Consider the following 14,351-nt stretch of genomic DNA (forward strand, 5'->3'; position numbering starts at 1 on the left):
AATTCTTCTCCTTAGATCCGCAGTTACTGTTTTTCACTCAGATAGAGTTCATATGCTCGATCAGCCGTTTCGTTATGGTGAACCACCGCCTGTACGGCTTTCATCATCGCCACCGGATGGTCAGACTGGAAAATATTACGCCCCATATCCACACCAGAAGCGCCCTGATCGATAGCCTGCCAGCACATTTCCAGCGCCTCGCGCTCCGGTAATTTTTTACCGCCAGCAATAACAATGGGTACCGGACATCCGGCAACAATCCGTTCAAAACCTTTTTCGACATAATAGGTTTTGATAATTTGCGCCCCCATTTCAGCGGCGATTCGAGTCGCGAGCGAGAAATAACGCTGATCGCGCACCATATCTTTGCCCACGCCAGTCACGGCCATGGTCGGCATTCCCACTTTCATTCCGGCATCAACCAGCTGAATAATATTTTTGATCGACTGATGTTCATATTCGCTGCCGATATAAACCTGCGCCGCCACCGCGCAACTGTTCAGGCGCACGGCATCATCCATCGATAACGCCACGGCTTCATTACTTAATTCCGCCAGAATAGAGTTCGCACCTGACGCCCTCAGTACCACCGGCTTATTGGTCGCTGGGGGAACTACGCTGCGCAAAATGCCGCGCGTACACATTAATACATCGGCATGTTCAAACAGCGGGGCGATATTTATATCAATGCGTTCAAGTCCGGTAGTCGGCCCCTGAAAATAACCATGATCAAAGGCCAGCATCACGGTATTACCCGTTTTCGGATTAAATATCCGCGATAAGCGTGACTGCATTCCCCAATCCAGCGCACCGCAACCTTTCAGGGTAAAAGGGATATTTTGTTGCGGTTGATCGGTACGAAAATCTTTACCATCTTTAATATCGTCTAAATCTGCCATAACTTACTCCGGTTAAGTAATGCACATCAGAAATCGTATTTGCCGATATTCTCTTTGTTGAATATCACGCGCTCCGGTAACAGTACGATGCCATTACCATCCGCTTCGTAGTCATAGCCCTGAACGCTATTTGGCGAGACTTCAACCTGACCTACGCCCTGGATATCCAGCTTGTCGCCCGTTTTCATTGATCCTTTTTTCAATAATGCATCCGCGACATACACTGAAATTTTGCCTTGCTGAACCACATTCCACAGGCCAAATTCTTTCACCGTGCCGCGTTCCACATATGGACGCATCACGTTTGGCGTACTGAATCCGACAATCGCTACTTTGTCATTTTTCAAGTTTTCTGCGGCTTGTGCGGCAGCGGGCAGGGCGTTGGCATCGGGGGCGATAATGGCGTCGAGATCGCTATACGCTTTTAATATTCCTTCTGCGGTTTGTAATGATTTAGTGGCATCGTTATAGCCAAACTGCGTAGTGACAATTTCCCAGCCAGGATGCTCTTTGGCGATTTTCGCTTTCGCTTCTTTCACCCACTGGTTTTGGTCCGTAACGGTGGGGCTTGAGTAGAAAAACGCGACTTTGGCTTTGTCTTTATTCACCTGACGCGCCGCCATATCCACCAACATACCTCCCAACTGGGCGGGCGTTCCCTGATTAATGTAGTAAGAGCGGCACTCCGGTTTAGTATCAGAGTCCCAGGTCAGCACTCTCACACCACGTTGCATGGCGCGTTTCAGTGCCGGACACAAGCCATCAGGCGAAACCGCAGAAACGATAATGGCGTTATAACCTTGATTGACGAAGTTATTAATCAACTGTACCTGACCAGAAACACTGGGTTCTGTCGGCCCGTCGTAGGTCACATCAACGCCCAGCTCTTTACCCGCTTGTTGTGCGCCGTTGCCACCGCTGGTAAAAAATCCCACGCCAACCAGTTTGGGAATAAATGCAATACGCTCTGCGGCCTGCACATTCATAGAGATTGCGGCAATGCCAAGAACGCTAAGTAAGGCGATTTTCTTAAAGCGATGAAGTGTCATGAAGATATCCTTTATGGCAATGGGTTATTGGCCCGACGCGCCAGCCACTCTTTAATTTGCTGGCGATGCAGGCTAACGGAACGACCTACGACAACGACGATAAGTAGCGCACCGGAAAGGGCGCTGGACACCTGATTTGGCACTCCTGCCATTTGCAAACCTTGTTGCAAATATCCCACTAATAAAACCGCAATGGCGGTGCCGATAATGGAACCGGAACCACCATAAATATTGGCACCGCCAAGCACCACGGCGGTGATGGCGGGCATCAGAAACGACGCACCGAGATCGGAACGTGCTGAACCAAAATACGATACCAGCAGCACAGCGGCGACCGCAGACGCCAGCCCCGTCATGGCATAGAGCGCACATAAGGTGCGGTTAACTGGAATCGCGCTATAAAGCGCCACGCGCGGGCTTTGCCCAATCAAAAACACATTACGTCCGGCATGGGTTTTATGCAGCCAGAGCCAGAAAACGAGGAGACATATCAGGAAGATAATCAGCGGAACGGGGAGTCCCAGCACATCCAGGTTAGCGAAATCTGTAAACGCCATCGGGAATCCACCAATACCTTCGTACCCCGTCGCTCCGGCCATACCGGAAAGCAGCAGAGCGCTTCCGGCAAACAGATACAGCGTGCCAAGCGTAATCACCAGCGGGTTAACTTTGGTATAGATAATTAATCCGGCGTTGATCAGCCCGCACAATGCGCCGAGCAGTAAGGTCAGGAGTATCGCCAGCGGCATCGGCACACCACTTTGAAACAGTACGCCCAATGCAATGGCGCAGAGGCCGATGGTCGAACCAAACGAAATATCGATCCCGCCACTGACAATCACCATCGTCAGCGGTAGGGCGACAATGCCAATGCAGATAAAGTCACTGGTGCTGAACAGCAACATATTGAGATCTAACATCCGCGGGTTAATTGCACCAAATGCGACAATCTCAATAACGAGCAGTGCGGCAAGAGCCAGTTCCCAACCGTAGCGAATACGCATTATGCGGCCTCCCGTTTTTTACCTGACGAAGCGGGTTTAACGGATGGCGGTGGCGTCATAAAGCGGGCATATTTTTGCCGCCGTAGATTACGTTCCAGCGCACAACGCAGGCGTCCATCAAACACCAGCACCGCCAGCAGAACCAGACCCGCGATAAAATCATTCCACCATGCCGGAATGCGCAACAGCACCAGTACGCTATCGATCTGCGTCAGGAACCATGCGCCGAGTACCGCACCAATGATCGCACCGGAACCACCGAGCAAACTAATGCCGCCCAGCACGCAGGCTGCAATTGCTTTCATCTCCAGCCCGGTACCGGTCTGGTTGGGGATAAAACCAATCTGCGAAGCAAACACAATTCCCGCCAGTGCCGCCATGCAGCCGTTCAACGAAAATGCCACAATGCGAATGGCTTCAGTACGAACGCCCAGTTGACGAGCGCCCTGTAAATTATCGCCCGTGGCATAAAAACTGCGTCCAAACGCCGTCTTTGCCAGCAGCCAGGCCATAAATGCCACCAGAATTATCGTCAACCAACCAATTGCTGAAACGCCAAGCAGCAGCGGGGCGGAGAGCTGTTTCAGTTCGGCGGGTAACCCTTCAATCCATTTGCCGCCAGTCCACAGCAACATGATGCCTCTGTACAACCCTAACGTGCCAAGGGTGGCAACAATGGCAGGGATCTTTAGCCACGCGACCAGGACACCGTTGAAAAATCCCGCGAGCAAACCAAGCAGTAAAGTCGCGACACAAGCAACAGGTAGTGAATATCCTGCGTTCAGTAACATCCCCAACAGCACCGCGCACATTCCGGTAATCGGAACCCACTGAAACATCAATATTGCGCGTAAGCATTACCAGCGTCGCGCCCATTGCCAGCAGGATCAGGATTTGCGCGCTGCTATAAACCATGGTCAGCGTTTGCACACTTAAATACTGGCGGTCGAGAAAACCGGGTAATACAAACAGCAGCACCACCGCCAGCAGTGCCGTGATTTCACGGTTGTTCTGAATAAACTTCAGCATGACGCCTCCTGACGCTGACTATCGCCGAAGGCAACGCGCATAATAGTCTCGACATTAATATCGCGCTCGGTCAGTGCAGAGTGGGTAATTTCGCCCTGATGCATCACATACACACGATCTGCCATCAGTTCGATCTCTTCCAGGTCGGAGGAGATAAGCAGCACAGCCACATTTTGTGCGGCGATGCTGCGCAACAGCTGGTAGATATCATTACGGGCCGAGACATCCACGCCGCGCGTCGGCTCATCGACAATCAATACTTGCGGCGAAGCTTCCAGGCATTTGGCAATGAGGATTTTTTGCTGGTTGCCACCGGATAATGTCCGTGCAGCTTGTTCCGGTTGGTTGAATTTAATATTCAGCGCCCGACGATAACGTTCCAGGGTGGCATTATCTTTCGCGGTTTTCGCCCAGAATCCACGAAGGTTATGAGTAAGGGCGCAGACGTTCCAGGCCAGCGAAGCATCGAGATTCAGTCCGGATGACTGGCGATCTTCCGGCAGATAAACCAGACCGCGCAGTAAACGTTCTCCAGTGGATAATTTATTGATCTCTTTACCATTCAGCATAATGCGTCCGCCACGCAAAGTACGCAGACCATAGAGCGTCTCGGCCAGTTCTGTGCGTCCGGCCCCCACCAGCCCAGCCAGGCCCAGAATTTCTCCGGCATTGAGCGTCAGGCTGACATTCCTGAAACCTTCGCCGGTCAGATTTTCCAGTGTCAGCACCGGCGTTCCGGCGGCATGTTGTGGGCGGTTACCAGGTAACTCCAGCCATAATTTTTGGCTGGCAGAGAGCGATTTTTCCCGTACCGCTGGGGTGATGGCCTGAATAATGTCGTCGGTAGACAGTTCGCTGGTTTTGCCGCTTAAGGCGATGGTTCCGTCGCGCATCACGCTAATTCGATCGGCAATCTGGCGAATTTCCGGCAGCTTATGCGAGATAAAAACAATACCCACGCCAGTAGCAAGCAGCTCTTGCAAGCGACTAAACAAGCGTTCGGTTTCCGCAGGGGTAAGCGAGGCGGTAGGTTCATCGAGGATCAGAATCCGCGAGTCGCGCATCAGCCCGCGGAGGATTTCCACCATTTGGCGATCGGCGACATCCAGCGATCCTGCCAGACTATGCAGATCAAACTGGCAGCCCAGCGCCGCCAGCAAGTTCTTCATTTTCTGCATGGAGAGCTGTTTTTTTGCCAGCCCAAACAGGATGTTTTCTTTTATCGACAGGCTTGGGAAAAGCAGCGGTTCCTGGGGAACGAGATAAATACCCAGCTGATGAGCATGAACTGGCGTTAATCTGACGTAGTTGTTGCCCTCAATCTCCAGCGTACCGCTATCAGCAGGGGTAATACCGGCAATAATCTTCATTAACGTCGATTTACCGGCACCATTGCCGCCGAGCAGGGCGTGGACCTCCCCCTGATGCAACGTAAAATCGATGCCTTTCAGGACATTGACCCCTGAATACTGTTTATAAACCGAGCGGGCGCAAAGTAGCGGTAACGCGCGGGTATCACTCGTTTGCATATTTCCCCCGTTCAGTTTTGCAGGTGAGTTTTGAACAAATGTATTTCTGCTTTTAATTTGTTCATAACCTTAGGTGGACATTGCACATATTTCCGACGAATAGATCACAATTTATGCTATTTTGATTTTCACGGTTGCGTTTGTTCATGCTCGTAGAGTCAAACTGTGGTTGCCATCACAGATATAAATGAGCAAGAACTGAACAATTGCATTAAAGATTTAAATATGTTCAAAGTGAAGAATGAATTATGACAATCAACGATTCGGCAATTTCAGAACAGGGAATGTGTGAAGAAGAACAGGTCGCGCGGATCGCGTGGTTTTACTATCACGACGGGCTGACCCAGAGCGAGATCAGCGATCGTCTCGGCCTGACACGTTTGAAAGTGTCGCGATTGCTGGAGAAAGGGCATCAGTCCGGCATTATTCGCGTACAGATTAATTCTCGCTTTGAAGGCTGTCTGGAATATGAAACTCAATTACGTCGTCAGTTTTCGCTGCAACATGTCCGGGTGATCCCTGGGCTTGCGGATGCTGATGTCGGTGGGCGACTGGGGATAGGCGCGGCGCATATGTTGATGAGTTTACTTCAACCACAACAGATGCTGGCGATTGGTTTTGGCGAGGCAACCATGAATACGCTGCAACGCTTAAGTGGTTTTATTTCGTCACAGCAAATTCGCCTGGTCACGCTCTCCGGTGGCGTCGGTTCTTATATGACGGGAATCGGGCAGCTTAACGCGGCGTGCAGTGTGAATATTATTCCGGCCCCGTTGCGGGCATCCTCCGCTGACATTGCCCGTACGCTAAAAAATGAAAATTGCGTCAAAGATGTTCTGTTAGCCGCGCAAGCAGCGGATGTGGCGATTGTCGGCATTGGGGCCGTGAGTCAACAAGACGACGCGACAATCATTCGCTCCGGTTATATCAGCCAGGGCGAACAGTTAATGATTGGCCGAAAAGGGGCGGTTGGCGACATTTTAGGCTACTTTTTTGATGCAAAAGGTGACGTTGTCACGGATATCAAAATACATAACGAACTGATTGGCTTACCTTTAAGCGCGCTGAAGACCATACCCGTCCGGGTTGGCGTGGCAGGGGGAGAAAATAAAGCCGAAGCAATTGCCGCTGCAATGAAAGGCGGTTATATCAACGCACTGGTTACCGATCAGGACACAGCAGCGGCGATTTTACGTAGTTAAATTTGCATGACCTTATTACCGGGAATGATGGAGAACGTATAGAGGAACAGACAGAACGCATAAGCCGAGGATAATCTAATGGCTCGACTCTTTACCCCTTCAGAATCAAAGTACTACCTGATGGCGCTGGATGCAGGCACCGGAAGTATTCGGGCTGTGATATTCGACCTGGAAGGCAATCAAATAGCAGTGGGACAGGCGGAGTGGCGGCATCTGGCAGTACCGGACGTTCCTGGTTCTATGGAATTTGATCTCAACAAAAACTGGCAACTGGCGTGTGAGTGTATGCGCCAGGCGTTGCACAACGCCGGCATAGCCCCGGAGTATATCGCTGCCGTTTCGGCATGTTCGATGCGTGAAGGCATTGTTTTATATAACAATGAAGGAACACCGATCTGGGCCTGCGCCAATGTGGATGCCAGAGCGGCGCGCGAAGTTAGCGAACTTAAAGAACTGCACAACAATACCTTTGAAAACGAAGTTTATCGCGCGACCGGACAAACACTGGCTTTAAGTGCCATCCCCAGATTACTTTGGCTGGCGCACCATCGTTCCGATATTTACCGTCAGGCATCAACCATCACCATGATCAGCGACTGGCTGGCCTATATGCTCAGCGGCGAACTTGCGGTGGATCCCTCTAACGCTGGCACCACGGGACTTCTTGATCTAACCACCCGTGACTGGAAACCTGCATTGCTGGATATGGCTGGCCTGCGTGCCGATATTCTTTCTCCTGTCAAAGAAACCGGCACATTGCTGGGTGTGGTGAGTTCACAAGCGGCGGAACTCTGCGGTCTGAAGGCGGGCACTCCGGTGGTCGTTGGAGGAGGTGACGTGCAGCTTGGTTGCCTGGGGTTAGGCGTTGTGCGTCCGGCACAAACCGCTGTTCTTGGCGGCACATTCTGGCAGCAAGTTGTAAACTTAGCCGCGCCGGTGACCGAGCCAGAAATGAACGTGCGCGTTAATCCCCATGTTATTCCTGGCATGGTACAAGCTGAATCTATAAGCTTTTTTACCGGACTCACCATGCGCTGGTTCCGCGATGCTTTCTGTGCCGAAGAAAAACTGATTGCCGAACGTCTAGGCATCGACACCTATACGCTGTTGGAAGAGATGGCCAGCCGGGTGCCGCCTGGGTCGTGGGGCGTAATGCCGATATTCTCCGACAGAATGCGCTTTAAAACCTGGTATCACGCTGCGCCTTCCTTTATTAACTTGTCCATTGACCCGGATAAATGTAACAAAGCGACATTGTTCCGTGCGCTGGAAGAAAATGCGGCGATTGTATCAGCGTGTAACTTGCAGCAAATTGCTGATTTCTCGAATATTCATCCTTCATCGTTAGTCTTTGCAGGCGGAGGTTCAAAAGGGAAATTATGGAGTCAAATTCTCGCTGATGTCTCGGGATTACCCGTCAATATTCCGGTGGTCAAAGAAGCCACTGCATTAGGATGTGCCATTGCAGCTGGCGTCGGTGCCGGAATTTTTTCATCAATGGCAGAAACCGGAGAACGCCTGGTTCGCTGGGAACGGACGCACACACCAGACCCGGAAAAGCATGAACTTTATCAGGATTCACGCGATAAGTGGCAGGCAGTTTATCAGGATCAGCTGGGGCTGGTTGATCATGGACTGACGACGTCGTTATGGAAAGCGCCTGGGTTATAGTTTCATTGACAGCCACATCATGATGACCGTGGCTGTTAGTTTTTGAGTATAGTTATTCTTATTTCCCTTCTTTTAGAACTGGCTTGTTAAATGCCAGCTTGCAGATTCATCCTTCCATCACCAGTAATATATTCAAGGGGAAATTGCTATTTTTCTTAAAGCATTAAGCATAACCCTTATTTTATAACGAATATTCCTAAAGACACTAATGGATGCAAAAGGGGTTTAATAAACTTCGATTTTTAGCAATTATTGCTATTCTTTGTTAAATATGATGATGATAATTTTCTTATTGAAAGAAACAGTTTTCTTATTAAGCAACAATAACTCATAGTTCATTTTTAAATAAAATAAGAACTATGCAATTTTTAATCTATCAATTCGAAAGCATTAGCAAATTAGCCAAATTGACACCTTCCCACCTCCAACTAACACTCAATACAGACCTCTGACAATTTAATAAGTTTCATTTTTAATGTCTGACGACTCATCTCTTTCGTGGCTGTATTGTTTGTATATGGAGCGTTTATATGAATAGAATCTATCGCGTGATATGGAATTGCACTCTACAGGTATTTCAGGCCTGCTCGGAATTAACTCGCAGGGCAGGTAAAACATCGACGGTTAATTTGCGTAAATCCTCTGGACTGACAACGAAATTCAGTAGATTGACGCTGGGTGTTTTGCTGGCACTAAGCGGTTCAGCGTCTGGTGCAAGTCTGGAAGTTGATAATGATCAGATTACCAATATTGATACTGATGTTGCTTATGATGCCTACCTGGTTGGCTGGTATGGCACTGGAGTGCTTAATATTTTGGCTGGCGGTAATGCCTCCTTAACCACTATTACTACCAGCGTCATTGGCGCTAATGAGGACTCAGAGGGCACCGTTAATGTTTTGGGTGGCACCTGGCGATTGTATGATAGCGGAAATAATGCAAGGCCTTTAAATGTGGGTCAATCCGGAACGGGGACGCTGAATATTAAACAGAAGGGTCACGTCGATGGAGGCTATTTAAGATTAGGTTCTTCGACAGGAGGCGTCGGGACGGTCAATGTTGAGGGAGAGGACTCTGTTCTGACGACCGAATTATTCGAAATAGGTAGCTATGGCACAGGTTCATTAAATATTACGGATAAGGGTTACGTCACGAGTTCAATCGTCGCCATTTTAGGCTATCAGGCGGGCAGTAATGGCCAGGTTGTCGTTGAAAAGGGTGGCGAGTGGCTAATAAAAAATAATGATTCCTCAATTGAATTTCAAATTGGTAATCAAGGAACTGGGGAGGCGACTATTCGCGAGGGGGGGCTGGTTACGGCTGAAAATACGATTATCGGTGGCAATGCCACCGGTATCGGAACCCTGAATGTGCAGGATCAAGACTCTGTCATCACGGTACGCAGACTCTATAATGAATATTTCGGTAATGGCACAGTCAATATTTCCAATAATGGACTGATTAATAACAAAGAATATTCATTGGTGGGCGTTCAGGACGGTTCCCACGGTGTCGTCAACGTGACCGATAAAGGGCATTGGAATTTCCTCGGAACGGGCGAAGCTTTCCGCTATATCTATATCGGTGATGCTGGCGACGGTGAACTTAATGTCTCGAGTGAAGGCAAAGTAGATTCGGGAATTATCACTGCGGGGATGAAAGAAACAGGCACAGGCAACATTACTGTTAAGGATAAGAACTCCGTTATCACTAATCTCGGAACTAATCTTGGTTATGACGGCCACGGCGAAATGAATATCAGTAATCAGGGGCTTGTTGTCAGCAACGGAGGAAGTTCACTCGGTTATGGAGAAACCGGCGTCGGGAATGTCAGCATCACCACGGGGGGAATGTGGGAGGTCAATAAGAATGTCTATACCACCATTGGTGTTGCGGGCGTCGGAAACCTCAATATTAGCGATGGCGGTAAGTTCGTATCGCAAAATATTACTTTTTTGGGCGATAAAGCAAGCGGTATCGGCACACTGAACCTGATGGATGCGACATCATCGTTCGATACTGTGGGTATCAATGTCGGTAATTTTGGTAGCGGTATCGTAAATGTCAGTAATGGTGCCACCCTTAATTCAACGGGCTATGGATTTATCGGAGGAAATGCCTCCGGTAAGGGGATAGTTAATATTTCAACGGACAGTCTCTGGAATTTAAAGACATCATCTACTAACGCACAATTGCTACAGGTCGGTGTATTAGGCACGGGTGAACTGAATATTACCACCGGAGGTATAGTTAAAGCGCGTGATACACAGATAGCTCTCAATGACAAAAGTAAGGGCGACGTGAGGGTGGATGGGCAGAACTCTCTTCTTGAAACATTCAATATGTACGTAGGGACATCTGGTACGGGTACGTTAACCCTGACGAATAACGGTACGCTGAATGTCGAAGGTGGAGAAGTTTACTTAGGTGTTTTTGAGCCTGCTGTAGGAACGCTAAACATTGGTGCTGCTCACGGTGAGGCGGCGGCAGATGCCGGATTTATCACCAATGCGACGAAAGTGGAGTTTGGTCTTGGCGAAGGCGTTTTTGTCTTTAATCATACCAATAACAGTGATGCCGGCTACCAGGTCGATATGCTGATTACAGGTGACGATAAAGACGGAAAAGTGATCCATGATGCAGGCCATACGGTGTTCAATGCAGGGAATACTTATAGCGGTAAAACGCTGGTCAATGACGGCCTCCTGACCATTGCGTCTCATACGGCAGATGGGGTAACGGGCATGGGGTCGAGTGAAGTAACCATTGCAAACCCCGGTACGCTCGACATTCTCGCATCAACGAACAGTGCAGGAGATTACACGCTGACCAATGCGCTCAAAGGCGATGACTTGATGCGAGTGCAGCTGTCATCCTCCGACAAGATGTTTGGCTTTACCCATGCAACAGGGACTGAATTCGCCGGTGTTGCCCAACTGAAAGACAGTACCTTCACTCTGGAACGCGACAACACCGCTGCGCTTACTCACGCGATGTTGCAGTCTGACAGTGAAAATACCACATCGGTAAACGTGGGAGAGCAATCCATTGGTGGACTGGCCATGAATGGCGGTACGCTCATTTTCGATACGGATATTCCTGCTGCGACGCTCGCGGAGGGATATATCAGCGTCGATACGCTGGTTGTCGGCGCGAGTGACTACACCTGGAAAGGCCGTAACTATCAGGTAAACGGGACGGGCGACGTGCTTATCGACGTGCCTAAACCGTGGAATGATCCCATGGCGAATAACCCTCTGACGACGCTCAATTTGCTGGAACACGACGATAGCCATGTCGGCGTTCAACTGGTGAAGGCGCAAACGGTTATTGGGTCGGGTGGCTCATTAACGTTACGTGATTTACAGGGCGACGAGGTGGAAGCGGACAAAACGTTACACATTGCGCAAAACGGAACGGTGGTCGCCGAGGGTGATTATGGATTCCGCCTCACGACCGCACCAGGTAATGGTTTGTACGTTAACTATGGGCTGAAAGCGCTGAACATCCATGGTGGGCAAAAGCTGACGTTAGCCGAACATGGCGGAGCCTATGGCGGAGCCTATGGCGCAACGGCCGATATGTCGGCAAAAATCGGTGGTGAAGGGGATCTGGCAATCAATACGGTGCGACAGGTTTCGCTTTCCAACGGTCAGAACGACTATCAGGGGGCAACCTACGTTCAGATGGGGACATTACGTACCGATGCGGATGGTGCACTTGGCAACACCCGGGAACTGAACATCAGCAACGCGGCCATCGTCGATCTTAATGGATCGACGCAGACGGTAGAGACATTCACCGGGCAGATGGGTTCGACTGTTTTGTTCAAAGAGGGGGCGCTGACGGTAAATAAAGGTGGGATCAGTCAGGGTGAACTGACAGGTGGCGGAAACCTGAATGTTACAGGGGGAACGCTGGCTATCGAGGGGCTTAATGCACGCTACAATGCGTTAACCAGCATTAGCCCAAATGCGGAAGTCAGCCTCGATAATACTCAGGGGTTGGGCAGAGGAAATATTGCCAATGACGGTCTGTTAACGCTAAAAAACGTGACTGGCGAACTGCGTAATAGCATAAGCGGGAAGGGTATCGTGAGCGCAACCGCCAGGACAGATGTAGAGTTGGATGGCGATAATAGCCGCTTTGTGGGGCAATTCAACATTGATACAGGCAGCGCGCTCAGCGTCAACGAGCAGAAAAACCTGGGTGATGCTTCCGTTATCAATAATGGCCTGCTCACCATCTCCACTGAGCGTAGCTGGGCGATGACGCACAGTATCAGCGGTAGCGGTGATGTGACAAAACTGGGTACCGGGATCCTGACTCTTAACAACGATTCCGCGGCGTATCAGGGTACGACGGATATCGTGGGGGGGAAATTGCTTTCGGTTCCGACTCTGCCATTAATATGGCAAGTCAACACATTAATATCCATAACAGCGGTGTGATGTCGGGAAATGTCACCACTGCAGGTGATATGAACGTTATGCCTGGGGGGGCACTGCGTGTCGCTAAAACCACTATCGGCGGCAACCTGGAGAATGGCGGCACGGTTCAAATGAATAGCGAAGGGGGGAAACCGGGGAATGTACTGACCGTTAACGGCAACTATACCGGAAACAATGGCCTGATGACGTTCAACGCGACGCTGGGCGGCGATAATTCGCCCACCGATAAGATGAACGTGAAAGGCGATACCCAAGGGAACACTCGCGTTCGGGTTGATAACATTGGCGGCGTCGGTGCACAAACGGTCAACGGTATTGAACTCATTGAGGTTGGCGGTAATTCTGCAGGTAACTTCGCGCTGACCACCGGAACTGTCGAAGCTGGGGCTTACGTCTACACGCTGGCTAAAGGGAAGGGGAATGACGAGAAAAACTGGTATCTGACCAGTAAATGGGACGGCGTAACGCCAGCGGATACACCCGATCCCATCAATAATCCCCCTGTTGTGGATCCGGAAAGCCCATCAGTTTATCGCCCGGAGGCCGGAAGCTATATCAGCAACATTGCCGCAGCCAACTCGCTGTTTAGCCATCGTTTACACGACCGTCTGGGTGAGCCGCAGTATACAGATTCACTGCATTCTCAGGGGTCGGCAAGCAGTATGTGGATGCGTCATGTCGGAGGGCACGAACGTTCAAGGGCCGGTGACGGTCAGCTAAATACTCAGGCTAACCGCTATGTATTGCAGCTAGGCGGCGATTTGGCGCAGTGGAGTAGCAACGCGCAGGATCGCTGGCATCTTGGCGTGATGGCAGGCTACGCCAATCAGCACAGTAATACTCAGAGTAATCGTGTGGGTTATAAATCGGATGGGCGCATCAGCGGTTACAGCGCTGGGCTGTACGCGACCTGGTATCAGAACGATGCGAATAAGACCGGCGCTTATGTTGACAGCTGGGCGCTGTATAACTGGTTTGATAACAGCGTCAGTTCCGATAACCGTTCTGCTGACGACTATGATTCTCGCGGTGTGACGGCCTCTGTTGAGGGTGGGTATACCTTTGAAGCGGGAACATTTAGCGGCAGCGAAGGGACGCTGAATACCTGGTACGTCCAGCCACAGGCGCAAATCACCTGGATGGGTGTGAAAGATTCCGACCATACCCGGAAAGACGGAACGCGCATTGAAACGGAAGGCGACGGAAATGTGCAAACGCGACTTGGGGTGAAAACCTACCTGAACAGCCATCACCAGCGTGACGATGGTAAACAGCGTGAGTTCCAGCCTTACATTGAAGCGAACTGGATCAACAATAGCAAAGTCTACGCCGTGAAGATGAATGGTCAAACCGTAGGCCGTGAAGGTGCGCGTAATCTCGGTGAAGTACGTACCGGGGTTGAGGCGAAAGTAAATAACAACCTTAGCCTGTGGGGGAATGTCGGTGTGCAACTAGGTGATAAAGGCTATAGCGATACTCAGGGCATGCTGGGAGTGAAATATAGCTGGTAAACCGTA

General features: G+C 50.3%; 6 protein-coding genes and 2 pseudogenes. 3 read left to right on the forward strand and 5 right to left on the reverse strand.

Going from position 1 to position 14,351, the window contains the following annotated elements:
- Nucleotides 1-23: 23 nt before the first annotated feature.
- From lsrF to lsrA, 5 genes and pseudogenes are all read right to left on the reverse strand, one after another.
- Nucleotides 24-899: a 3-hydroxy-5-phosphonooxypentane-2,4-dione thiolase gene (gene lsrF, locus K0778_RS02735; protein WP_000774189.1), complete on the reverse strand. Its 876-nt coding sequence runs from the start codon at nucleotides 897-899 to the stop codon at nucleotides 24-26.
- 26 nt (nucleotides 900-925) lie between these two features.
- Nucleotides 926-1,948: an autoinducer 2 ABC transporter substrate-binding protein LsrB gene (lsrB, locus tag K0778_RS02740; RefSeq protein ID WP_063084866.1), complete on the reverse strand. Its 1,023-nt coding sequence runs from the start codon at nucleotides 1,946-1,948 to the stop codon at nucleotides 926-928.
- Nucleotides 1,949-1,959: 11 nt separating this feature from the next.
- Nucleotides 1,960-2,952 carry an autoinducer 2 ABC transporter permease LsrD gene (lsrD, locus tag K0778_RS02745; protein ID WP_001222721.1) on the reverse strand — a complete coding sequence of 331 codons (993 nt, stop codon included), beginning with the start codon at nucleotides 2,950-2,952 and terminating at the stop codon, nucleotides 1,960-1,962.
- Nucleotides 2,952-3,981: pseudogene (lsrC, locus tag K0778_RS02750) on the reverse strand (autoinducer 2 ABC transporter permease LsrC). The gene lsrD and the pseudogene lsrC overlap by 1 nt, the downstream one beginning before the upstream one ends.
- The gene (lsrA, locus tag K0778_RS02755; protein ID WP_001194860.1) at nucleotides 3,975-5,510 is read right to left on the reverse strand and encodes an autoinducer 2 ABC transporter ATP-binding protein LsrA; all 1,536 of its coding nucleotides are present in this window, start codon (nucleotides 5,508-5,510) and stop codon (nucleotides 3,975-3,977) included. Before lsrA ends, lsrC begins: the two are co-directional and overlap by 7 nt.
- A gap of 248 nt (nucleotides 5,511-5,758) precedes the next feature.
- Here lsrA and lsrR point away from each other — a divergent pair, with 248 nt between their 5' ends.
- The 3 genes and pseudogenes from lsrR (at nucleotide 5,759) to K0778_RS02770 (ending at nucleotide 14,345) form a co-directional block, all read left to right on the forward strand.
- Nucleotides 5,759-6,712, forward strand: coding sequence for a transcriptional regulator LsrR (lsrR, locus tag K0778_RS02760; protein WP_000154339.1), 954 nt, complete (start codon nucleotides 5,759-5,761; stop codon nucleotides 6,710-6,712).
- A gap of 78 nt (nucleotides 6,713-6,790) precedes the next feature.
- Nucleotides 6,791-8,383, forward strand: a complete 1,593-nt coding sequence (gene lsrK, locus K0778_RS02765; RefSeq protein WP_063084865.1) for an autoinducer-2 kinase — start codon at nucleotides 6,791-6,793, stop codon at nucleotides 8,381-8,383.
- Between the two features lie 530 nt (nucleotides 8,384-8,913).
- A pseudogene (locus tag K0778_RS02770) lies at nucleotides 8,914-14,345 on the forward strand (ECSE_1600 family autotransporter).
- The last annotated feature ends 6 nt before the right edge of the window (nucleotides 14,346-14,351 follow it).

Origin of the sequence: Escherichia sp. XD33, assembly GCF_019375075.1 — a bacterium.
GTDB classification, from domain to species: domain Bacteria; phylum Pseudomonadota; class Gammaproteobacteria; order Enterobacterales; family Enterobacteriaceae; genus Enterobacter; species Enterobacter flexneri_A.

What these genes read in the sequence shown, in the direction of transcription:
- lsrF (WP_000774189.1), bottom strand. Translation starts at nt 899, where the DNA reads ATGGCAGATTTAGACGATATTAAAGATGGTAAAGATTTTCGTACCGAT.
- lsrA (WP_001194860.1), bottom strand. Translation starts at nt 5,510, where the DNA reads ATGCAAACGAGTGATACCCGCGCGTTACCGCTACTTTGCGCCCGCTCG.
- lsrR (WP_000154339.1), top strand. Translation starts at nt 5,759, where the DNA reads ATGACAATCAACGATTCGGCAATTTCAGAACAGGGAATGTGTGAAGAA.
- lsrD (WP_001222721.1), bottom strand. Translation starts at nt 2,952, where the DNA reads ATGCGTATTCGCTACGGTTGGGAACTGGCTCTTGCCGCACTGCTCGTT.
- lsrB (WP_063084866.1), bottom strand. Translation starts at nt 1,948, where the DNA reads ATGACACTTCATCGCTTTAAGAAAATCGCCTTACTTAGCGTTCTTGGC.
- lsrK (WP_063084865.1), top strand. Translation starts at nt 6,791, where the DNA reads ATGGCTCGACTCTTTACCCCTTCAGAATCAAAGTACTACCTGATGGCG.